Source organism: Peribacillus aracenensis (assembly GCF_025175645.1).
GTDB lineage: Bacteria > Bacillota > Bacilli > Bacillales > DSM-1321 > Peribacillus > Peribacillus aracenensis.
The window spans coordinates 73,641-95,327 of sequence record NZ_JANZMJ010000002.1 but is presented as its reverse complement, the minus strand read 5'-3'; the positions used below and the strand labels follow the sequence as shown (position 1 = coordinate 95,327).

Annotated in this window: 22 protein-coding genes; 10 read left to right on the top strand and 12 right to left on the bottom strand. The window is 40.2% G+C overall.

From position 1 onward, the window contains the following. Positions 1–2: 2 nt before the first annotated feature. From N0M92_RS03100 to N0M92_RS03075, 6 genes are all read right to left on the bottom strand, one after another. On the bottom strand, positions 3–797 hold the full coding sequence (locus N0M92_RS03100; RefSeq protein ID WP_260284410.1) for a GNAT family N-acetyltransferase: 795 nt from the start codon (positions 795–797) through the stop codon (positions 3–5). Next, on the bottom strand, positions 790–1,944 hold the full coding sequence (locus N0M92_RS03095) for a M20 peptidase aminoacylase family protein (RefSeq protein WP_260284409.1): 1,155 nt from the start codon (positions 1,942–1,944) through the stop codon (positions 790–792). The genes N0M92_RS03100 and N0M92_RS03095 overlap by 8 nt, the downstream gene beginning before the upstream one ends. Positions 1,945–2,009: 65 nt before the next feature. Next, on the bottom strand, positions 2,010–2,852 hold the full coding sequence (locus tag N0M92_RS03090; protein WP_260284408.1) for a MurR/RpiR family transcriptional regulator: 843 nt from the start codon (positions 2,850–2,852) through the stop codon (positions 2,010–2,012). A gap of 204 nt (positions 2,853–3,056) precedes the next feature. Continuing rightward, complete coding sequence (locus N0M92_RS03085) at positions 3,057–3,938, bottom strand: radical SAM/SPASM domain-containing protein (protein ID WP_192203482.1); 882 nt, start codon at positions 3,936–3,938, stop codon at positions 3,057–3,059. A gap of 242 nt (positions 3,939–4,180) precedes the next feature. Continuing rightward, the gene (locus N0M92_RS03080; RefSeq protein ID WP_260284407.1) at positions 4,181–4,501 is read right to left on the bottom strand and encodes a YqzG/YhdC family protein; all 321 of its coding nucleotides are present in this window, start codon (positions 4,499–4,501) and stop codon (positions 4,181–4,183) included. A gap of 49 nt (positions 4,502–4,550) precedes the next feature. Continuing rightward, positions 4,551–5,519, bottom strand: coding sequence for a M14 family zinc carboxypeptidase (locus tag N0M92_RS03075; protein ID WP_260284406.1), 969 nt, complete (start codon positions 5,517–5,519; stop codon positions 4,551–4,553). A 132-nt stretch (positions 5,520–5,651) separates the two neighbouring features. Between N0M92_RS03075 and N0M92_RS03070 the strand changes: the two genes are divergently transcribed. Then, on the top strand, positions 5,652–5,894 hold the full coding sequence (locus tag N0M92_RS03070; RefSeq protein WP_260284405.1) for a YhdB family protein: 243 nt from the start codon (positions 5,652–5,654) through the stop codon (positions 5,892–5,894). Between the two features lie 131 nt (positions 5,895–6,025). Here N0M92_RS03070 and N0M92_RS03065 read toward each other — a convergent pair whose 3' ends face one another. The 3 genes from N0M92_RS03065 to N0M92_RS03055 all read right to left on the bottom strand — a co-directional run bounded on the left by N0M92_RS03065 (position 6,026) and on the right by N0M92_RS03055 (position 10,153). Then, a complete protein-coding gene (locus tag N0M92_RS03065) occupies positions 6,026–6,553 on the bottom strand; it encodes an NADPH-dependent FMN reductase (RefSeq protein WP_076367619.1) in 528 nt (175 codons plus the stop codon). Positions 6,554–6,720: 167 nt separating this feature from the next. Further along, the gene (locus N0M92_RS03060) at positions 6,721–8,451 is read right to left on the bottom strand and encodes a phospho-sugar mutase (protein ID WP_260284404.1); all 1,731 of its coding nucleotides are present in this window, start codon (positions 8,449–8,451) and stop codon (positions 6,721–6,723) included. Positions 8,452–8,605: 154 nt separating this feature from the next. Continuing rightward, a complete protein-coding gene (locus tag N0M92_RS03055; RefSeq protein ID WP_260284403.1) occupies positions 8,606–10,153 on the bottom strand; it encodes a carbon-nitrogen hydrolase family protein in 1,548 nt (515 codons plus the stop codon). A gap of 202 nt (positions 10,154–10,355) precedes the next feature. Here N0M92_RS03055 and N0M92_RS03050 point away from each other — a divergent pair, with 202 nt between their 5' ends. Next, a complete protein-coding gene (locus tag N0M92_RS03050; RefSeq protein WP_260284402.1) occupies positions 10,356–10,643 on the top strand; it encodes a hypothetical protein in 288 nt (95 codons plus the stop codon). Positions 10,644–10,769: 126 nt separating this feature from the next. Further along, positions 10,770–11,240 carry a thioredoxin family protein gene (locus N0M92_RS03045; protein WP_192203476.1) on the top strand — a complete coding sequence of 157 codons (471 nt, stop codon included), beginning with the start codon at positions 10,770–10,772 and terminating at the stop codon, positions 11,238–11,240. A gap of 68 nt (positions 11,241–11,308) precedes the next feature. Here the strand turns inward: N0M92_RS03045 and N0M92_RS03040 are convergent, their stop codons facing one another. Continuing rightward, positions 11,309–11,728, bottom strand: a complete 420-nt coding sequence (locus tag N0M92_RS03040; protein WP_260284401.1) for a YhcU family protein — start codon at positions 11,726–11,728, stop codon at positions 11,309–11,311. A 232-nt stretch (positions 11,729–11,960) separates the two neighbouring features. Between N0M92_RS03040 and N0M92_RS03035 the strand changes: the two genes are divergently transcribed. Beyond that, complete coding sequence (locus N0M92_RS03035) at positions 11,961–12,872, top strand: RluA family pseudouridine synthase (protein ID WP_260284400.1); 912 nt, start codon at positions 11,961–11,963, stop codon at positions 12,870–12,872. A 197-nt stretch (positions 12,873–13,069) separates the two neighbouring features. Here N0M92_RS03035 and N0M92_RS03030 read toward each other — a convergent pair whose 3' ends face one another. Together N0M92_RS03030 and N0M92_RS03025 are read right to left on the bottom strand one after the other, a co-directional pair. Continuing rightward, positions 13,070–13,324, bottom strand: a complete 255-nt coding sequence (locus tag N0M92_RS03030) for a GlsB/YeaQ/YmgE family stress response membrane protein (RefSeq protein ID WP_179086047.1) — start codon at positions 13,322–13,324, stop codon at positions 13,070–13,072. 464 nt (positions 13,325–13,788) lie between these two features. After that, positions 13,789–14,619 carry an aldo/keto reductase gene (locus tag N0M92_RS03025; RefSeq protein WP_260284399.1) on the bottom strand — a complete coding sequence of 277 codons (831 nt, stop codon included), beginning with the start codon at positions 14,617–14,619 and terminating at the stop codon, positions 13,789–13,791. Between the two features lie 393 nt (positions 14,620–15,012). Between N0M92_RS03025 and N0M92_RS03020 the strand changes: the two genes are divergently transcribed. The 6 genes from N0M92_RS03020 to ald all read left to right on the top strand — a co-directional run bounded on the left by N0M92_RS03020 (position 15,013) and on the right by ald (position 21,446). Continuing rightward, positions 15,013–16,011, top strand: coding sequence for an inorganic phosphate transporter (locus N0M92_RS03020; RefSeq protein ID WP_260284398.1), 999 nt, complete (start codon positions 15,013–15,015; stop codon positions 16,009–16,011). 237 nt (positions 16,012–16,248) lie between these two features. Next, a complete protein-coding gene (locus tag N0M92_RS03015; protein WP_063235631.1) occupies positions 16,249–16,869 on the top strand; it encodes a DUF47 domain-containing protein in 621 nt (206 codons plus the stop codon). A 15-nt stretch (positions 16,870–16,884) separates the two neighbouring features. Further along, positions 16,885–17,883 (top strand): inorganic phosphate transporter, encoded by a 999-nt coding sequence (locus N0M92_RS03010; protein WP_260284397.1) that lies wholly within the window; start codon positions 16,885–16,887, stop codon positions 17,881–17,883. Positions 17,884–18,011: 128 nt separating this feature from the next. Then, positions 18,012–19,268, top strand: a complete 1,257-nt coding sequence (locus N0M92_RS03005) for a PucR family transcriptional regulator (protein ID WP_260284396.1) — start codon at positions 18,012–18,014, stop codon at positions 19,266–19,268. Between the two features lie 49 nt (positions 19,269–19,317). Continuing rightward, entirely contained in the window at positions 19,318–20,139 is an 822-nt protein-coding gene (locus tag N0M92_RS03000; protein WP_260284395.1) for an EcsC family protein, read from the top strand. 173 nt (positions 20,140–20,312) lie between these two features. Continuing rightward, complete coding sequence (ald, locus tag N0M92_RS02995; protein WP_260284394.1) at positions 20,313–21,446, top strand: alanine dehydrogenase; 1,134 nt, start codon at positions 20,313–20,315, stop codon at positions 21,444–21,446. Positions 21,447–21,687 lie beyond the last annotated feature (241 nt).

Sequence of the window (21,687 nt, the reverse complement as noted above, 5' to 3'; positions counted from 1 at the left end):
TCTTATTCTTGTTTTTTTAATAAATAGTTTTGAATAATTTCACCTTGTTCCCGTTCAATCCCGGCTGCAACATATCCTTTGGCAAAAAGCTTTTTGAATAATTCACCGGTTTTTAACCGCCAATCAATCGCAAGGCTGAGATCAGTCTTTTTGATTTGTTGAATATCTGTCGGAATGGGTATGGCGATCACTTCTGCATTGGTTTCAAAATGATAATCCTTGATGTAAGGAAAGCCTTGGTCATTCATTCCTGTCGTTACGATGTGTGTGGCTTTATCTGGAAGCGGAGTGTCTTCCTTTGTTTCCTGGCGTATATTCCATTCCACCATGAATCGATCAGTCGACAATCCTTCATTGAGGGTATCATTCATATTTCCATAACAATCATCCATATAGGTAGAGCAAACAGCTTTTAGCTTACCGATGTTCAAGTTTGCATTCACACTTTCCAATGGATCATACGTCCATGTGATCAAGTCGTAACCTTTTTTCAGTGCTTCTTCTTTTTGCGCAAGTTTAAGTAACCTGCCGTAGCCCTTCTTTTGATGGGCCGGATGGATTGCTAACATATGTGAACAAAGATATGACCTTCCATCCTTGAAACCCGGAAAACTGTATTGAAACCCGACTAACTGGCCATTGATGTAGCCGCCTAAAACAAGCCCGCCGTTTTTGACTGCCGTAATCGTCTGATGGATGGGAACGCAATCCATGCCCCATACAAGAACTTCCAGTCGCTGCACTTCTTGTAAATCCTCAAGTGTTGATAGGGATTTAATGATTAGTTCATCAGTCATGTAAGCGTCCCCCCTCCCCATATTTCTCAAAAGTCAGTATGATGGCTTTGGCCAGGATTTCAATCCCCGATAACAAAGCATCTTTGTTGAACGTCATGTTCGGATGATGGAGCCCTGGTGCCAAATCACAGCCCAATCCAAGCATCGTCGCTTTCAGTTCAGGTCTTTTCAACGTATAAAAATGAAAATCCTCTCCTCCTGTCGTAATGACAGGCGCTACCAGATTTTCTTCCCCGATTGTATCGGCTATCGCTTCAGACATTATTTCCTGGGCTTGATCGTTCACGGTTGCTGCGGCAACATTGGTTCCCGGTTCGAGTTTCACCTCGACTCCATGGACGATCGCCAAAGATTCTGCAACCTTCTCCACCTTCTTGGTGAGCTCTTCCATCATTGAATTATCCTGTGCCCGTAAATCCAATGAGAAAGTGGCTCTCCCAGGGATGATATTGGAGCTTTCCCCTCCAGCAAAAAACTGCGTCATTTTTGCCGAATAAGGGATGGATGGATTGAGATGGATACCATTTAACAAAGTGATGAATGCTGCTCCTATCTCGATGGCATTTTGCCCTTGATGCGGTCTGGCCCCATGTGCATCAGTCCCCGCTATTTCTCCTTTAATGAACTGAGCGGCACCATGGACAATGGCTGGTGCCGCTTGCCCATCCTTCACTTCCTCAACCGGTCTTAAGTGCACCCCATAAAGGAAATCGACATCATCCAATACTTTTTCTTCAATCATCTTCAAGGCGCCCGTACCTTTTTCTTCAGCAGGCTGAAAAATGAATTTAAGTTTACCTCTTGGATGGAAGTCCATTTCTTTCAATACCAGGAATACTCCAAGTGCCAAGGTCATATGCCCATCGTGTCCACAGGAATGATTGGCTTGAAACGTCCCATCCACCTCCTGCCAAAGTGCATCGATATCCGATCGTAACCCTACCGTGAAATCCCCATCCCCGATTTCCCCAATCACTCCTGTACAGTCCTTGAATGTTTTCACCGCACACTGATTTTCCGTTAAAATATTTGAAATGAAAGCTGTCGTATTCACTTCATTCCAACTCGTTTCAGGATGCGCGTGTAAATGCTCAAAGATATCGAGTATACGAGGCCTTAATTTTTCGATAGATTGTGTGATATCCATTTCTGTCTCCCCCTTGTATCCCGGTTTAATCGGCTTGTTCACCGAACTGATGGAAATTTAATCTTTTAAAAGAAAAATTCGTCTTGATTGAACGCATCATATATAGCTTTTCTTTCTTTGAAACCCTGTTCGTCCTTAATCGATACACCAGCTACTAAACTATTCAATAATGAGAATAACACCGGTGCCGTATCGATAGTGGAAGTCCTGGGTGTTGAAATGGGCAATAATATGTCAGCGTATTCAGCAATTGGAGCCAGTTCAGAATCTGTAACACCAATTACAAATGCACCCGCTTTTTTGGCCATTTCCGTGATTTTCACAGTCTCTTTAACATAACGGTGAAAAGAAATGGATACGAAAACGGAATTTTCAGTCATTTTATTCAACAGTAAAAAAATATCATCTGTATCAGGCCTATATAAATGGACCTCTTCCCTAACAAGCCTCAGCGTAAAGGTTAACCAATGTGCTGCCGAAAATGATAACCGGTGTCCGGATATCAAAACATTGTCAGCTGCCGCCAATTTATCAACTGTTTTGGAGAAATCTTCATTTGATAAATTATTCATTGTCTTTTCAATGCTGATGATATCTTGCCCCATCACCTGAGCCATGAAGTTTGGCTGATTCGCGGCTTCAAGTTTTGAAGAATGATATTCATTCAAACTGCTGCTCTCGTATATCAATTGATTGCGAATAAGTTTTTGAAGTTCCGCATATCCACTTAACCCCAATGAATAGCAAAAGCGGATGATGGTCGTTTCACTCACCCCTATATCCTTACCGAGCTCTTGAGCTGAAGTGACTGCAAATGTATGTGAATGCACTAACAAGTATTTTGCTACCTTTTTTTGACCAGTGGATAAACTAGGGAATACTTCTTTAACCTTTTGCTGTAAATCCATAAAACATCCCCTCTGAAGCAAGATATGAATCCAATACTTTTTATAGAACAATATGAAGTTATCACTTCATCAATAATAGTGAGTATTTTATCACGGGACTTCCAATAAAACAACAATATTCTGAATTTTTAATAAAAAAGAAGGAGCAATATCATTCAATCACACAAAAAACCACGAAGATGGGCTCCGTGGTTTTTCTTAATCTTATTTTTTATGGCGCTTTGCATAGCCACAGCGTTTACATAATTCTTCAACTGCACATCTTCTTGAAAAACCATCATACATATTTTTCGCCCGTTCACCATTTAAAATGTCTTCAAGTGATGTTTCGAATATATTTCCAAGCGGTATTTTCCCTTCACTATCCAAGCAACAAGGTACCACTGTACCATCCACCAAGATGCCTAACTGATCTCTAAGGGCATAGCAGAAAATATTTTCATCGATAATGTCACGGTCCAATTCCGGCCACTCGAATTTTTCGGCCATGTTTATATAAACCCGGTCCTTCAACTTAATATTATTCTTTTGCTGAAGAGCTTCACTTAAACGAATGTCCAATGAAAGCTTCTCCTCCAGCATGCTAAGAATATCGTCGTTCAGGCCATTACTCGCTTTTAATTCAGCCGTATCCATATTCCATAAACGAATGGCACAAATCACTTCACTTTTTTCATTTGCTTCATTTATGAAATCGGCAATATTACTGACATAAGAATCAAGGCTATTGCTCGTATCATTTGCCTCAAAGCTATGAAGTGAAATATTCACCTGCCGAAGGGCTTTTTTGGAGAGCAGCTTGTCTTTGACCTTTTGAATCAAAGTACCGTTCGTTGTAATATTAACCTTCAGGTCATTTTCAGCACTGATATCCAGGAATGTACCCAAATTTTTATTTAAAAATGGTTCACCCATCAGATGAAAATAAATATGATCGGTGTGTGGTTTGATTTTCTTGATTACATCCGTAAACCCTTCAGGATCCATGAATTTCAGGGTCCTTTGCAAGCTGGAACTTGGACAAAAATTACACTTCAAATTACATATATTCGTAATTTCCACATAAACTTTCTTAAACCTTCTCATTTTTTAATACCCCTACAATCAAGCTTATTGTTTCAATCTGATACTAACTATACTGGTTAGCTGCTCATAAATGCAATGAAAACTTCATGGCAGCTGAACGGATGTGAATCACTTTCCATTGGCAACTAATCCGGTATTCACCATTTTCCCGACAACCTATAAAAGAAATCAGAAAAAAACATCTTCTCGAGGTGAAGATGTCCGATAAGGTGCCTACCTTGAATTTTCCGTTTGTTCTGACCTCACTTCTCTTTTTGCTCCGTGACCTTCAAACTAAGTAATTTTTCATTTTTCAAATCATGTTGTACGGTCACGATTACATTGAACTTCTGACCTTTATCATCGACCAAGAATCTGAAAACGTCTTCGACGAGATTTTTCGATACAGTTTTTCTGCCCTTATATTCGTAATCATTAATCTCAACTTCAGGATAATCTGCCTGCACAACTGTAATTGCAATCTTTCCGTATTTTTCGTAATCGGGTTTTTGGGCATGTGCTGAAATGGCCCCTGCTTGCATGATCAAAAAAATCCCCATTAGCAACACGATGACTTTTTTCAAAATCTTTTCCTCCTTATACTTTCCGCTTACTATTATTATGTAAAATTGTTCAGTTGTTATGCAGCTGCTTCGCTTCTTTTACAAGCATGATTCCAACCAATCGATTCCTCTTCCACTCCTCAGGAAACACAGCCAACGGCGGATTGGTTTCATCCACTAAATAACTAAGCTCGATCGTCATTCCCGGGCGGCGGAATTCAGTGATGAACCAATCCGTAAATCCGCTTCCTACCGCTTCTTTTTCCGGAAAGGTCAGTTCATATCCAGTCAATTCGGAAGTTTTTTTGGCAATCCCATAATCCCTCGCCATATTTTTCCGTTTGTTTTTGTAATGCCAAAAGATTTCCCTTCCTGAGGTATGGTAGGAAACAGCAATAAGGGGATCGATCTCCTTCGTGAAATCCGTAAGCGCTTTTACTTCAGCTGCTACTAATGGTTTTCCGCCTTTATAAAATTGATACGTTGGTTTTGTTTCATCACTCATGACCTCTTGCCATCCAGTCGGATACTGCCTATTTAAATCAATGCCTTTAGCGTTGGCTTTCCACCTGGACCAATTCCTGCTAAATCGGTTCATTTTCCATACTGCAGCCTTTTCAAAAACATTTAAGTTGGAGAGATCTCCTTGCTGGATGCTTACTCCATCTGGATTCAGCATCGGAATGAACCAGATGCTCACTTCATCCAATGATTCCGTCCGGTATTCTCCAACTGGTTTGCCCGCTTGATAGGCGGCTGCATACTCTTCAAGCATGCGCATTAAAAGTATGGAGCTGAGCCATTCCCTTCCATGATGTGATCCCACCAGCAAAATCGATCTTTTTCCTTTCCCTAATTTGACTGCCTTTATATTTTTCCCTTTTTCAGTTTGTCCGATTATTTTAACGTTAACTTCATACTGCTTTTGGATTCCCTGCAGATCCATTTCCATCTGTTCAGGGGAATACGCTTTTGCCGCCAGCGATGGTTCAGGAAAAAAAAGCAGCACCAATATTCCTATTACAAGTATTTTCCTCATGCACTCACCTTTTATTTTTATTCAGGAAAAAAGCAACAACCGCGGTCCAAATACATCGCCACTTATTGTAAGGAAATGTTCTTTCATATCTGAACAAAATACAAATAGCTCCTTATTAAGGGGGAGAAGAACATGAGGATTGCGGATTATGATCAGGCATTGTTTCACACACACCGTTCTGATTGGGACAGCTTGTTAGTATTGATGGTTCGAACGAAAGATCACTTTCTTTCGAAAAAAATAGAACATTTTTTGCATGCTTACAGGTTTGAGCATGATTATCAAATCATTCAATCCCAGCTGTATGCACTGCTTCGCTATCTGGATCATGCAGCAGAACAAACAAGTGATTATTTAAGTGAACTTCCAAGCTAAAATCAACTATAGTTTTTGCAAAACGGGAAAATTTATACAAGAGGATTAATTATCGGGGATATAACTTTGGCTGGTGAAACCCTATAAAACAAGGAAGGGTCAGGTATTTAAATACCTGACCCCCATTTTCATTATTTTTTCATTGCAGTATATGCAGTTGCATACATTTTAAGCTCTTCAATCATACCTTCTACAAGTACGGCAGATTCTTCAAATAAACCATCATTTTCGTAATCGAAGCAATGTGGATCAAGCACCAATTGTTTAGCTATCACATTTGCATAAAGGCTTCGCCCCACTGTCCTCATGGAATTCAAGGCGTTGATTCCACCTTTACCTCCGCCGGAGACAGCCAAAAGTGCAACTGGTTTATGCGTGAATTGCTCACTACTTAGAAAATCCAAGGCATTTTTCAAGGCTCCGCTCATGGAACCATGATATTCCGGAGTGGTCAGGATTACGCCATCCGCTTCCTCGATGCTTTTCCGAAGACCTTGAATCACATCCAATTGATATTGCTCACCTTCACCTGAATATAAAGGGATTTCACTATTGCTTAAATCAATAAGTTCCGCTCCGTATTTCTTGGATATGTAGCGTGAGGCTATCCCCGTACGCCCTTGTTTACGTGGTGAACCGTTAATGATTACTAATTTCATGAATTAATACCTCCATTATTCCCGATGTTTTCCGAGATCAGTCGCCAATACAGTATACCAAACCGGAAACGGAATTTCCTAGAGTTTTGATCATTCATGCTGCTGAAAATTTCCTATCACAAAAAAACGAAAGACCGAAAAGGGTCTTTCGTTTAGCTTTCATATATTTAAACCAACGCCTCAATCTTGCTCATGAAATCTTCCATGACTCCCGATAACTTGGACTGAGCTTCTGGCATTGATTTACCTTGGACACCGAAATAGAATTTAATTTTCGGTTCAGTGCCAGAAGGGCGGAGGCAAACCCATGTACCATCTTCAAGGAAATACTTCAATACATTTGATTTCGGAAGCTCGATCAAATCTTCATCATTCGAAAGTAATGTACGCTTTTTGCTGCGTTGATAGTCTTCTTCAGCAACTACCGGAATGCCAGCTATTCGGGAAGGGGGATTTTGACGGAATTGATTCAATATTCCAGAAATCTGTTTCGCTCCCTCTATGCCCTTTAAAGTCAATGAACGTAATCCTTCCAAATAAAAGCCGTATTTTTCAAACACATTCAGTAACCCTTCATATAGTGTCAATCCCTGCTTTTTATAATGAGCACAGACTTCAACAGCCAGCACTGCGGCTTGAATGGCATCCTTATCACGTGCAAAGTCTTTAATCAGGTAACCGTAGCTTTCTTCATATCCGAACAAAAAGCTATTTTCCCCGCTTACATGATATTGATTTATTTTCTCGGCGATGAACTTAAACCCGGTAAGTACATCAACCGTCTTCAAGCCATATGACTCGGCAATCGCCCGACCGATTTCTGAAGTGACGATGGTTTTTAAGACGACTCCATTTTGAGGAATCTTCCCTTTTTCATTTTTCTGGGACAGTAAATAGTCCAGGAAAAGTGCACCTGTTTGATTTCCAGTCAGGACAACATATTGACCTACTTCGTTTTTCACGGCAATTCCAAGCCGGTCGGCATCTGGGTCTGTTGCGATCAATAAATCCGCATCCACTTTGTTTCCAAGTTCGATGGCCATTTCAAATGCAGCTGGTTCCTCAGGATTTGGTGACTTAACTGTCGAAAAATTCGGATCTGGCAATTCCTGCTCCTTGACGATATGCAAATTTTGATACCCTAAGCTTTGCAGTGCCCGCCTGACGGATTTATTGGCCGTTCCATGAAGCGGTGTAAAGACGATTGACACATCTATTTCCTCGGCAAGCTGCGGATTCTCGGGAACTGTGAGCAACTTACGGTTATATGCCGCATCCAATTCCTCCCCGACCATTTCGATGAGGCCCTTCCCTTTAAGGATATCAGCTTCTTCAATCTGAATTTCAAGCTCATTTTCAATGGCATTCACGTAGCTGATCACTTGATCGGCTGCTTCCGGGGGCAATTGTGCCCCATCCTGCCCATAAACCTTGTAACCATTATATTCAGGCGGATTGTGGCTTGCCGTGATGACGATTCCAGCAAAAGCATTCAGCTCGCGAACCGCAAACGACAATTCCGGAGTCGGACGCAATTCATCGAATAAATAAGCCTTCACCCCAAATGTAGCCAAGGTCTTAGCTGCTTCGAGTGCAAATTCCGGGGACTTATGCCTCGAATCATAAGCGATCACAGCCCCTCTTCCTTTTGCTTCTTCCCCAAACGAAGAGATATATTGAGCCAACCCAACCGTAGCCTTCCTTACAGTGTAAAGATTCATCCGGTTCGTTCCCGCTCCGATTTCCCCACGCATCCCGCCTGTTCCAAATTCTAAATTTTTATAAAAGGCATCTTCGAGTTTTGCTTCATCCCGCTGCATTTCCTCAAGGAGGACACGTAATTCCCCATTTAAATTCTGGTACCCTGCCCATGTGGTGTATAAAGATTTCCAATCCATCTCCAACATCTCCTCCCAACGCCTTATTTGTAATGATTATGTATCTTCCTTACATATACAAAATTATCATATTTATTCCAATAAATGAAGTAAAGGCTCGTAATGAAAAGAACCACATCTAGCATTCTTCACATCACGAGCCTTTTTTACCTCTTTATTTTTCGCCATTTTTGTAATGCAGATTGTAAATATCATGGCGGCGATCTTTCAATTGCCTTACAGTACCAGACTGACGCTCCCGCCTTAAGATCTCCAAATCAACATCGCCTATCAGGACCATCTCAAGGTTCGGGCTGGTTTCCCCGACTATGCCGTCACGCGCAAATTCGAAATCCGATGGAGCGAAGATTCCCGATTGGGCATACTGAATATCCATATTTTCCGTTTGCGGAAGATTCCCGACCGTTCCGGAAATGACGGTATAAATTTGGTTTTCCACAGCACGGGCCTGAGCACAATAACGAACTCGCAGGTAGCCTTGCCTGTCTTCTGTACAAAATGGAGTGAATATGATTTTGGCTCCCATGTCGGTAGCAATCCGGGCGAGTTCCGGAAACTCAATATCATAACAAATTTGTATGGCGATTTTTCCACAGTCCGTATCAAAGACTCGAACGCGGTCACCGGCGTTAATACCCCACCATTTTCTTTCATTTGGTGTGATATGAATTTTATATTGCTTTTCAATCGTTCCATCGCGACGGAATAAATAAGCGATATTATAGATATTATCATCATCTTCTTTTACGAAATGGGAACCGCCGATGATATTGACGTTATACCTTACAGCTAAAGTGGTAAACAATTCAATGTACTGCTCCGTGAAATCCGACAGTTTCCGTACAGCCAAGCTTGGTGATCTTTCATTCAAGAAAGACATCAGCTGGGTGGTGAATAATTCCGGGAACACGGCGAAATCCGCATTGGCATCCGAAGCAACGTCGGTAAAATACTCGACTTGGTTAGCGAAGTCTTCGAATGAATCGATTTTACGCAGCATGTACTGCACGACGCAAACCCTTACCGGTTCTGATGTTTTATAATAACGTTTTGTTTTAGGTTGATAATCGACGTTATTCCACTCCATGAGCGTAGCATACTTATTCGATTGCAGATCATCCGGTAAATAATTCGGATTGATCCTCATAAGCGTGAACCCATTTAAAAGCTGGAACGAAAGAACCGGATCATATATTTTATGCAATTGCACTTCTTTCACATATTCCCTTGGTAACAGTTCCTCCGCATGTTTATGGTAATTGGGGATCCTGCCGCCGATAATGATGCTTTTTAAATTCAAATGGGCAACAAGTTCTTTTCGTGAATCATATAGTCTTTGACCAATTTTCATCCTGCGGAATTTAGGATGGACCATGACCTCGATCCCATATAAATTATAACCGTCCGGATTATGATTCGTGATGTATCCATTATCTGTTACATCATCCCATGTATGTCGGTCATCATATTCGTCAAAATTAATAATGAGACTGGAACATGAGCCAATCACTTTTCCATCATATTCAGCCACAAACTGTCCTTCCGGAAAAATTGCCAGATGACTCTCAAGCTGATCTCGCTTCCAGGGAACCATTCCAGGAAAGCAACTCGACTGCAAAGCAATTATTTCATCTATGTCTCCTAGCCTCATATTACGTATTTCCATTATTTTTTCATATTTATGCAGGTCCAAATTGGGCATTTTCCTCATACTCCTTTAATCTCTTCCATAAGAATTATACCCCTTATTCAAAAATTAAAACAACTGAACCTACCCATGGATTTCAAAATTGCATGGATAAAAACCATTCTCAATGCCCGATAAAAAGAATATATATTTTACAGACCCCGTCCATACATACTATACTTTTCATGAGAGCAAAAAGAGATGGGGAAGAGGAACCATGAACAAGACTATTTGCAATGGGGAAAACCTATTAACTTTAGCCTTGGCTGCTCCATCATTGCTATGTTTGGAAGCTTTTATTTCTCTGAAATTAAGCAAAATGAACCGTTTGCGCTCTGTTGGTATCAGCGGCGTATCCTTTTACGATCATTTTAGGAATTGCAATCATTCGATAAGATCATTGGATTTGCTTTTATACCAGGATAGTAACAGCATCGGTGCATACATTTTCACGTATCATTATTTTGCAAAGGTTTCATTCTTTCCCGAACACACCCTTGCATGAGGAAGGGTTCCATGTACAGGACAATATATTAACGTATTGGTTTCATCACCATCACGTTCTAGCCTTGACTGCATTCGTCATTATTATTTACATCGTATGGACAAGATCCAAGGAGGTTGCAGCTTAATGAAGAAAATGGCTATATTTTTAGTGATAATCGTCGCCCTTTTTGTCCTGCTGGGCGTTTTTACAAACATGAAAAAAGAAGAAAAATCAAAAGGAAATCCATACGGCAAGGATAAGCTTAAACCTGCCACTGTCGATCAGCTGGATGACCCCAATTATCAAAATTTGATCCTTCCTGTAGAGTTGGAGAAGGACCTCCAAGATAGTAAAGACGTGACCGTTTATTTCTATAGTCCTACGAATTCAACCAGCCAAAAAACCACACCAGTCGTAGCACCTTTGGCAGAGAAGTTGGGTATTGATCTTGTTCAATTCAATCTTTTGGAGTTTGAACAAGGATGGAGCGATTATGGCATCAAAAAGACCCCGACCATCGTTCACTATAAAAATGGTGAAGAACAAGAACGAATCGTCGGTTTTAATGATGAAGTAACGTTCGAGAAATGGTTCGAGGACCATGATATTAATTAGGAATGGAAAAAATGAGCCGGCCTTAACGGAAATGCTTCTCCCGTTATAGCCGGCTCATTTTTTTTGCCTTATACTAAATATTGATTCGCCACCTGGATGTCCATCATCTGCATATCATTATTCGCTTCTTGGTTTATACTTGAAAAATGGTCATAATAAAAGGGGAAGAATATTCCGCATTCATTCAATAGTGTGATGTTATGTTGGAACAATTCTTCAGATTTAGATTCCATCATTATAAAATCTTCTCTCTTTTGTTTGTCTAATATCGACATAAGAACTTGAAGACATGTCATTACTTGAAATGCGTCTCTTAATGTTGCCAAGTAAGTAACAGAACTTTGATTGGGTTCTAAAACGCCAATCTCGCGAAAATGAAGAATTTCACTTTCCGTAAAGTATTTTGGAAATACAGATTCGTAGAAACGAGAAACGAGACTCGCTATTTCTTGCTCTTGTTCTTCAGTTGAAGAAAAGACCGTCTTCACTAAAAAAACCACCTTTTTTCAGATCCGTTAGACCTATCTATTATATGTATATTCTAGGACAAGCGATTTCTTTCCCAATAGAATAACATAAATTTTGTAAAAAATATGTGGTAATTTCCACCACGAAAATTTCATCAATAGGTCCAAGGTTACTTTTTTCACGATTTATCTTTAAATATTAAATATTTTTTTCATTTAAATAAAACCAAAGTAGTCGAAAGTAGGAGTCTAATTGGAAAATTTTAAATTAACTAACCAACATTTAAAAATAGATGTTCTTCAAAGTTGGAATGGATTAACATTGGAAAAGCTTTTTAGGGAGCGGTGGAAGGCCCCAAAGAAATTAGTCCATGAATGGAGGATGAGTAAAGAAGTGACAGTGAACGGAAATTCCGTCGCATGGTCAACTGTTCTTAATGAAGGGGATACGATCAGCATCCCTTTATCGGATCACGCTGAAAAAGAAACTGTTCAAGCGACAGACTTAGGAATTTCCATCATATATGAAGATGATGTGTTGTTGATAGCCAATAAACCGGCTGGAATGGATACCCACCCTTCTCAACCGGGTGAGTCACACTCCCTCATCAATGGAGTGGCGCACCATCTTCAAAAAACTGGCCAGTCCTGTATGATCAAGCATATTCATAGGCTTGATCAGGATACCACCGGTGCGGTCCTTTTTGCCAAAAACCGCCTCATAGGGTCCATGCTAGATAGAATGTTGGAAGAAAGGGAGATCAAACGGACATATCTAGCTTTAGTCGAAGGAAACATTAAAAAGAACGAAGGCGAAATCAAAGAAAAAATTGGCCGCGACCGACACCATGCCACGAGACGAAGGGTTTCCCCTACAGGCCAGACGGCAGTCACCCATTTTCAGGTACTCAATCGCGATCCCAAGAAAAACTTGACGCTTGTCAGCTGTACACTGGAAAGCGGCCGAACCCATCAAATCAGGGTGCATTTCAGTCATTTGAATCACCCCTTGGCCGGAGATACCTTGTATGGCGGAAAAAAGACATTTCCACGTCAAGCCCTGCATGCAAGGAAAATCGAATTCATCCACCCCATTTCAGAAAAAAAAATGAGCATTGAAGCTCCTTTCATGGATAGACCTGAAATATTCGATGTCACCATTTAAACTGAATAAACACCGTTCCATTGGGACGGTGTTCTTATTACTTCCATTGGTTTGAAATTGTTGCCCATATTTTTTGTGGACCAGCGGCAGGATTTTCTACGATTGGGTTGAATTGGTTTAAAGCATGCCGGGACGAAATCTGTCCATTTTGGCAAAAAAAAAATAGCTGGCCACTTGGGCCAGCTTAATCTTTGCATTTATGAAGCTTTTCTCATGCCTTTTAAGATAAGGCTTAAGACGAAAACAAACACGATAGCACCAATCAATGCTGGAATTATAGCGAAATCCGCTACTGAAGGGCCCCAGTTCCCAAGAATTAATGAACCTAACCATGCACCAACAAAACCAGCGATAATGTTACCGATAATTCCAAATGGTACGTCACGTCCAACGATCATACCTGCTAACCAACCAATGATACCTCCGATAATTAATGACCATAAAAATCCCATAATATATTTCCTCCTTTAAATTAGTTATTTTTCAATTTCTGCAGCAGACTCCAAGAAATCAAATCACTTCCATATTGTCATGCCTTTTTTCAGTATTTTTAACTTTTACATTCAAATGGTATGATGCCGATAACGCACAATATCTAATGAATGTGAATGTTTTAGTTATTGGGTAGATTTAGCTAGCTATAGCCCTTGAGTAACTGATTGGACAATCCTCATGTTAGTGATTTTTTTCTTTTTGTTTGCCGCTGTACTCATTATTTTCCCCGTTTAATTAATCTAAAACCTAATTTTTTTTAAAAATATTTGGCAACGAAAACAGGATTATTAGACATATTAAACGGGTATACCATATGCTCAACTTTGTCACATAGTTAGTATAAGCAATAACTGTCTCAATTATGTTCATGAGGAAAAAGAAAAAGGATGCCCCATTCGGGACACCCTTCTATCAGTATTTTTTAGAACAAAAGTTCATCGGGATTGCTGCCGAACCGTTCATTTTTGTTCAAGGCATCTATTTGATTCATTTCATTCAGGCTTAATGAAAAGTCAAATACCTCTGCATTTTCCTTGATACGGGACGGCGTAATCGATTTAGGTATTACAACTAGATCATGTTGTAGATGCCACCTAATCAACACTTGGGCTGAGCTTTTCCCGTGCTTCTTCGCTATATGATTAATTGTCGGCTCTTCCAATAGGTTCCCTCTGCCCAGCGGGCTCCAAGATTCTACCTTTATTTCATGTTTTGCACAGTAGTCACGAATTTCGACTTGAGTCAAAAGTGGATGCAATTCAATTTGATTGACCACCGGTTTCACTTCACTGTTTGCAAGTAACTTCTCCAAATGATGCACATGGAAATTACTTACACCGATTGATTTCACCTTTCCATCCTTATAAAGCTTTTCCAATGCCCTCCAGGTTTCCAGATATTTATCTTTTCCCGGCCAGTGGATCAGGTATAAATCCAAGTATTCCAAACCAAGGCGATGTAAACTATCATCAAATGCCTGGAGCGTCGTTTCGTATCCTTGCTCTGTATTCCACACTTTAGATGTAATGAACAATTCTTCACGTGGCACTCCGCATTCCCTAATCGCCTGGCCAACACCTTCTTCATTTTCATAAATGGCCGCCGTATCAATCGCACGATAACCAACTTCGATCGCTTTCTTGACGGATTCAACCGTTTCATTGCCATTTTTCACTTTAAATACACCGAAACCCAACTGTGGCATTTTAACTCCATTATGTAAGGTGATCGTTTCCCCAATATTTGAAATCATTCCATCATTCCCCCTTACTTTTATTTACCAATTATACCTCCCTCCACCTTCTATTTCTAACCATAAGCTTCGGGACTTATAGAGCCTCTTAAGCGAAAACACACCCTTACATACCATTTATATATATTAAAGGGATCATTTTGTCTTTTAAATCATTCACTAAGTTAAATATTTTGTAAAAAAATGACGAAACATCTATCCTTATAGGTATGAAATTCGTTACAATTGAATAGTTCGGCTTAAAACCAAGTAAAAAAGAAGGTGCCAAATTTTAAGAATAATCAAATGTAAAACTCCCATTCTAATATTGAGGAGTTGCAAACTGTCCTGCCCATTCATTGGCGACAATCCATATACACTTTACATACTTGAAATCAAGGGAGTCCTCCATGTATGAATAGCCTACTCATCTTAACCGCGCTAATTATTATTTTTGCTTTGGTCTTTGACTTTATCAATGGCTTCCATGATACGGCTAACGCCATCGCTACAGCAGTATCAACAAAGGCGCTTAAACCACGTCATGCAATCATCATGGCTGCGGTCATGAATTTATTAGGAGCACTGACCTTCACCGGTGTAGCGCATACCATAACGAAGGATATCGTTGATCCTTTCACATTGAACAATGGTTCTTATGTAATCCTTGCCGCCCTGCTTTCGGCAATAATATGGAATTTAATCACTTGGTATTTTGGCATTCCAAGCAGTTCCTCCCATGCGATCATTGGTTCAATAGCGGGAGCTGCCATCGTGGCTAGTGGATTCGATACGATTAAATGGAGTGGATTCACTAAAATTGTACAAGCATTGATTCTATCCCCTATCCTTGCCTTCACGCTTGGATTCATTGTATACAGTATCTTCAAGGTAGTATTCAAAAATAATAATTTAGGTAAAACCAATAAGCGATTCAGGAGAATACAGATTCTCACGGCTGCCATCCAGTCTTATACACATGGAACGAATGATGCTCAAAAATCCATGGGGATCATCACGATGGCTTTAATCGCAAATGGGTATGCCTCTACCTCTGAAGTTCCTTTCTGGGTACAACTATCCTGCGCAATAGCCATGGCGCTTGGAACATCAATCGGAGGCTGGAAGATCATCAAAACCGTTGGCGGTAAAATCATGAAAATCCGCCCGGTTAACGGCGTGGCTGCCGATATGACTGGAGCATCCATCATTTTCGGTGCAACCTTCCTGCATATGCCGGTCAGCACGACACATGTCATATCTTCTTCAATACTTGGGGTCGGTTCTGCACACCGCATCAAAGGGGTAAAATGGGGAACCGCAAAAAACATGTTGATCACTTGGTTCATTACATTGCCAATTTCCGCTTCCTTAGCTGGAATCATTTACTATTTAATTGCTTTATTTTTATAGAAACTTTTGCCTTTCCATATTGGAAAGGCTTTTTTTCTACAGATTCCCCTTATAATTGTAGGGTTTTTCCCATTTTTTAATTTTCATTGTGTTTTTATATAAAGTTTTATTAAGATTTTGTAAATTTTCGTCGAAAAACCTTCCCGGATACTACATGAATTCGTTACAATCAATTTGTTAATACTAAGCGTACGACTAAAGTGCGTAAATTTGCATGACTAATTGGGAGGCTTTAACATGGCTTTTAAATCAAAAAAAGACAAATTCGCAGTAATGCTTTTTAACATCGCTCAAAACCTTAAAGAAGGTGCTGACTATTTCGCGGATTATAAACTCAAAAACATCTCCGATCTCAAAGTATTTTCAGATACGATGAAAGACTATGAGCATAAAGGCGATTCAATGGTTCATAATGTGATTAAAGAGCTGAACAATGCCTTCATCACTCCTATCGAACGGGAAGATATTCTTGAATTGACCATGAGAATGGATGATGTCATAGACGGTTTGGAACACTGTGCAGCATTATTCGAGATGTACTCAATTGTCAATGCAGATGAGTATATGCTTAAGTTTGTGGATGCAATCAAACAGTGTACGTATGAGATTGAAAATGCTGTCGATACACTATCCACTAAGAAATTACCAATGATTCGTGAAAATGCAATCAAGATTAAAGATCTTGAATCAGTTTGTGACGGAATCCAACGTCAATCAATCAAAAACTTGTTTACAGTTGAAAAAGATCCAATCAGGATCATTCAATATAAAGAAATTTACGAAAGCCTTGAAGAGATTGCCGATCACTGTCAAGCAGTGGCCAATACACTTGAAACAATCATAATGAAAAACGCCTAAGGAGTACCCCAATAAATGGATACTTTATTAATTTTAACAATATTAATCGTTTTCTTTGCTTTAGCATTTGACTTCATCAATGGTTTTCATGATACAGCCAATGCAATTGCGACTGCCGTTTCAACAAAGGCCATGAAGCCTAGGCATGCCATCATCATGGCAGCCATCATGAATTTCGTCGGAGCTATGACATTCACTGGAGTAGCGAAGACCATAACGAAGGATATCGTGGATCCGTTCACGCTTCCGAATGGTTCGTATGTAATCATGGCTGCTCTGCTTGCCGCTATCATATGGAACCTTCTTACCTGGTATTACGGAATACCAAGCAGTTCCTCCCATGCATTGATTGGTTCGATTGCCGGTGCCGCCATTGCTGCAGCAGGCTTCACCGGCATTAAATGGGAAGGATTCATGAAAATTCTTCAAGCTTTGATCTTCTCCCCGCTAATTGCTTTTGCAATCGGGTTTATCGTATACAGCATCTTTAAAGTAGTCTTTAAAAATAATAACCTGACAAAAACAAACCAAAAATTCCGTACTATACAGATTGCTACTGCGGCACTTCAATCGTATACCCACGGAACGAACGATGCACAAAAAGCGATGGGTATCATCACGATGGCCCTCATTGCGAATGGTTATGCATCAAGTACCGATATCCCCTTCTGGGTTCAATTCTCCTGTGCGCTAGCAATGGGGCTTGGAACTTCCGTCGGCGGATGGAAAATCATTAAAACCGTTGGCGGCAAAATCATGAAAATCCGTCCGGTCAATGGTGTTGCAGCGGATTTAACCGGGGCTTTCATCATTTTCGGCGCGACAGTTATACACATGCCAGTCAGTACAACCCATGTTATTTCGTCTTCAATCCTTGGTGTTGGATCTGCGCATCGTGTCAAGGGCGTTAAATGGGGAACGGCAAAAAGAATGATCATCACTTGGTTCATTACCATTCCCATCTCGGCAACATTAGCTGGTTTGCTTTATCTTTTAATTAACTTCTTATTCTAAAATAAAATCCCTTCCGGTTTCCACGGTAGGGATTTTCTGTTTTTAACAAAGGATTTATCTATGCTTATTAATAGGAAACGTTTAAAATTCAAGAAGAAGGAATTTTTTTTAGCGAGGGGCAAATAAAAATGAAGGAATTCGAAAAAAATAGAGATATTTTTAAAGACCTTTATGGAGATATGATGGAATTTGCCGATAGAATCAGTTCTGTTTTGGGTTGCCCCATTACGATCGAGGACGGTAACCACCGCTTACTTGCTTATAGCACACACGATGATACTACGGATCAGGCTCGTATCATGACCATAATCGGAAGACGTGTCCCTGAAAAGGTCATCAACAGTTTATGGAAAGATGGCTTCATCCCCGCATTATTGAAAGAAGATGCCCCCATTAAAATCGGGGCCATCAGTGATGTCGGTCTCGGTAACAGGGTTGCGGTTTCCATCCGGAAAAATAATGAAGTACTTGGATTCATTTGGGCTTTGGAAGTAAATGAACCTTTCTCCGGAGAAGATATGAAATTTCTGCAATTCGCTGCCAAGGAGGCGAAGAACCAGTTACAGCAATTGCAATTGAAAAAGAAAAGGAAAGAAGCAGGTCATCAAGAGTTCCTTTGGCGCATGTTGACCGGGCACTACCAAGAAGAATCGGAAATAATTGAACATTTCAAGAAATTTTCCATCCACGTTCCAGTGGTTTTTTCCATATTGGTATTCGAATTTCCTAAAGAGATCAATCGCGAAGTGGAGCGCTACATCTCATACATGTTAACGACCACTCAGAAGATAAACAGTTCCTTATTCGCCATTGACCATAACAAGCTCATTCTTTTCGCGGGAGGCAACCAGGAAAACAGCCCATCTTTCACTTCATCGATTTATGAGTTCATTCCTTTTTTCATTCTGGAGATGAAACAGCGTTTCGGTGTTGAGCATATCCTTGGAACGGCTGGCAATATGTATAAAAACTTAATGGATGTTAAATCAAGTTACGAAGAAGCTCAATACACCCTTAAAATGAAGAGTATTTTCCCAGATGACATGAAACTCATTTTACATTATGAAGAACTTGGCATGTTTCAAATGATTGAGTCACTCGCAAGCAACAAACAGCGTCGTGTTCATCCTTCAATCCTTAAGCTAAAAGCATATGACATGAAAAACCAGACGGAATTGCTGCGAACGCTCACTGTCTATCTAGAGAAAGACTGCAATCCAAATGAATCTTCAAGTAATCTTCATATCCATGTGAATACATTGAATTACCGATTAAAAAGAATCTCTGAAGTGGGAAATATTCGACTAAAAGACCCGATTCAAAAAATGTCCCTCTTCCTTAACATTAAACTTAATCAATATGATGAATTTCACAAGAAAAATTAATGATATATTCCCTGATATGGAATACTAGAAGTGTGGAAAGGTTGATCATATGAAACTTGAAACAAAAGAAGAGCTTGAAAAAGAATTAACAATCATTGAAAAATGGGAAAAAGATCAGAAAGGACTATGGTTTTGGGAGCGGATCGGACGGATTCCCTTCAAGCTATTGGATAAGTTGACACCGGATTTCATTCAGAAAAAATTGGGTGTCATGCTTGATGAAATCGGCAGCTACATTCAGAATGGCGGAAAATATTTAACGAAAGAAACTCATATTCTAAGTCAGCTGCAAGCAAAGGTTCCCGAGTTGGAAATTAAAGCCCTGAAAGATGTTTCAGGCATCCCCCTCCAAATCATGGATAGCGTGAGTCAGGATATTAAAAATTCAGGCAGCAAATTGGCAACGGTTCAAGGTGCCACTACAGGGATTGGCGGAATTTTCACTTTGGCCATCGACATCCCCCTTCTTCTCGGCATGTCGATCAAAACGCTTCAGGATATCTCCATTACATATGGCTTCAATCCTAGAGACCGCCAAGAACGTATTTTCATCGTCAAATGTCTGCAATTCACAACATCGGATGTTGTCGGCAAAAAGGCTCTATTAAATGAATTATCGAAAATGGACCAGACCGATTCCCAATCAAAAAGGGAAATAGCATCCGAACTGCAAGGTTGGCGGGAAGTCGTTTATACATACCGTGATCAGTTTGGCTGGAAAAAGCTTATGCAAATGGTTCCTGTTGCCGGGATAATCTTTGGCGCCCTTACAAATCGTTCCATGATTGCCGATATAGCCGATACGGGAATCATGCTATATAAGAAAAGAAGGATTTTAGAGCGCATTCAAGAACCTATTGCAAAGAATTGAATTCGGCTTTTAAAAAGGTCTTGTTCCTGGCTAGCCCATATTTTTTGACACTGCGTTTGTGGAATTCCACAAATACACCTTTTTCAATTTTCTGATTTCCACATACTAACTATTTCTTTTTCCAACTATACTTGTTATACAAATAGTAAAAACATATTATTGGAGGGATTAAGATGAGAATAGGAATTCCAAAAGAGATTAAAAACAATGAAAACCGTGTAGCTATCACTCCAGCCGGGGTTGTGGCATTAGTCAATGCAGGTCACGAAGTATTAATCGAAATGAACGCAGGTCTAGGAAGCAGCTTTACAAATGAATCATATCAAGAAGCTGGTGCTGTTATAGTCGAGGACGCTGCTAGCGTCTGGTCAAGCACAGAAATGATCATGAAAGTAAAAGAGCCTATCTCATCTGAATATAAATATTTCCGAAAAGATTTAATCCTTTTCACATATTTACATCTTGCGGCTGAACCGGCACTAACTCAGGCCCTAAAAGAAAGCGGTGTCTTGGCCATTGCTTATGAAACGGTTGCGGTAAACCGCACACTACCATTATTGACACCAATGAGTGAAGTTGCAGGACGCATGGCTGCACAAATCGGTGCTCAGTTCCTTGAAAAAAATAACGGCGGCAAAGGAATACTCTTAAGCGGAGTTCCTGGAGTTAAACGTGGTAAAGTCGCTGTTGTCGGCGGAGGTATGGTTGGAACGAATGCTGCTAAAATCGCTATTGGATTAGGCGCAGATGTTACCATTCTTGACTTAAGCCCTGACCGCCTTCGTCAGCTTGATGATATTTTCGGAAATGAACTGACTACACTTATCTCCAATCCTTATAATATTGCGGAAGCAGTCAAAGATGCCGATTTAGTGATCGGTGCTGTATTGATTCCAGGTGCAAAAGCTCCTAAGCTCGTTACTGAAGAAATGGTTAAATCGATGTCTCCTGGTTCAGTCATTGTCGATGTTGCAATCGACCAAGGCGGTATCTTTGAAACGGTCGACCACATAACAACACATGATAACCCTACTTATGTTAAACATGGAGTAGTGCATTATGCAGTGGCGAATATGCCAGGAGCAGTGCCTCAAACTTCTACAGTTGCATTAACTAACGTAACAGTACCATTTGCACTTCAAATTGCAAACAAAGGTGCCATCAAAGCGATCCTTGAAAATGATGCACTTGCAAAAGGCGTCAATGTAGCGAACGGTGAAATCACGTTCGAAGCAGTTGCCACAGACCTTGGCTACAACTATGTAAGTGTTGAAAATGCCTTAAATTCAAATAACATTAACGCTTAATAAAAAACAAGACTCCAGACACAACCTTGTCTGGAGTCTTGTTTTTTTGTACAAGAATCCCGTTGAAAGCTGTACTTCTTCGTTCAATATCTGGATCAGGCCGGATTAGCCGCACTACAGGCGATTTAGCAAGATATAGGTCGAATTATCAGATCGGACGGACCATTTTCCGATTATAGCCCGAATGAAAGACGAAAGTCATTTTTATGCGAATATATGTTTACATTCCGTGATATATAAT

What these genes read in the sequence shown, in the direction of transcription:
- N0M92_RS03100 (WP_260284410.1), bottom strand. Translation starts at nt 797, where the DNA reads ATGACTGATGAACTAATCATTAAATCCCTATCAACACTTGAGGATTTA.
- N0M92_RS03095 (WP_260284409.1), bottom strand. Translation starts at nt 1,944, where the DNA reads ATGGATATCACACAATCTATCGAAAAATTAAGGCCTCGTATACTCGAT.
- N0M92_RS03090 (WP_260284408.1), bottom strand. Translation starts at nt 2,852, where the DNA reads ATGGATTTACAGCAAAAGGTTAAAGAAGTATTCCCTAGTTTATCCACT.
- N0M92_RS03085 (WP_192203482.1), bottom strand. Translation starts at nt 3,938, where the DNA reads ATGAGAAGGTTTAAGAAAGTTTATGTGGAAATTACGAATATATGTAAT.
- N0M92_RS03075 (WP_260284406.1), bottom strand. Translation starts at nt 5,519, where the DNA reads ATGAGGAAAATACTTGTAATAGGAATATTGGTGCTGCTTTTTTTTCCT.
- N0M92_RS03070 (WP_260284405.1), top strand. Translation starts at nt 5,652, where the DNA reads ATGAGGATTGCGGATTATGATCAGGCATTGTTTCACACACACCGTTCT.
- N0M92_RS03065 (WP_076367619.1), bottom strand. Translation starts at nt 6,553, where the DNA reads ATGAAATTAGTAATCATTAACGGTTCACCACGTAAACAAGGGCGTACG.
- N0M92_RS03060 (WP_260284404.1), bottom strand. Translation starts at nt 8,451, where the DNA reads ATGGATTGGAAATCTTTATACACCACATGGGCAGGGTACCAGAATTTA.
- N0M92_RS03055 (WP_260284403.1), bottom strand. Translation starts at nt 10,153, where the DNA reads ATGCCCAATTTGGACCTGCATAAATATGAAAAAATAATGGAAATACGT.
- N0M92_RS03050 (WP_260284402.1), top strand. Translation starts at nt 10,356, where the DNA reads ATGAACAAGACTATTTGCAATGGGGAAAACCTATTAACTTTAGCCTTG.
- N0M92_RS03045 (WP_192203476.1), top strand. Translation starts at nt 10,770, where the DNA reads ATGAAGAAAATGGCTATATTTTTAGTGATAATCGTCGCCCTTTTTGTC.
- N0M92_RS03030 (WP_179086047.1), bottom strand. Translation starts at nt 13,324, where the DNA reads ATGGGATTTTTATGGTCATTAATTATCGGAGGTATCATTGGTTGGTTA.
- N0M92_RS03025 (WP_260284399.1), bottom strand. Translation starts at nt 14,619, where the DNA reads ATGATTTCAAATATTGGGGAAACGATCACCTTACATAATGGAGTTAAA.
- N0M92_RS03020 (WP_260284398.1), top strand. Translation starts at nt 15,013, where the DNA reads ATGAATAGCCTACTCATCTTAACCGCGCTAATTATTATTTTTGCTTTG.
- N0M92_RS03015 (WP_063235631.1), top strand. Translation starts at nt 16,249, where the DNA reads ATGGCTTTTAAATCAAAAAAAGACAAATTCGCAGTAATGCTTTTTAAC.
- N0M92_RS03010 (WP_260284397.1), top strand. Translation starts at nt 16,885, where the DNA reads ATGGATACTTTATTAATTTTAACAATATTAATCGTTTTCTTTGCTTTA.
- N0M92_RS03005 (WP_260284396.1), top strand. Translation starts at nt 18,012, where the DNA reads ATGAAGGAATTCGAAAAAAATAGAGATATTTTTAAAGACCTTTATGGA.
- N0M92_RS03000 (WP_260284395.1), top strand. Translation starts at nt 19,318, where the DNA reads ATGAAACTTGAAACAAAAGAAGAGCTTGAAAAAGAATTAACAATCATT.
- ald (WP_260284394.1), top strand. Translation starts at nt 20,313, where the DNA reads ATGAGAATAGGAATTCCAAAAGAGATTAAAAACAATGAAAACCGTGTA.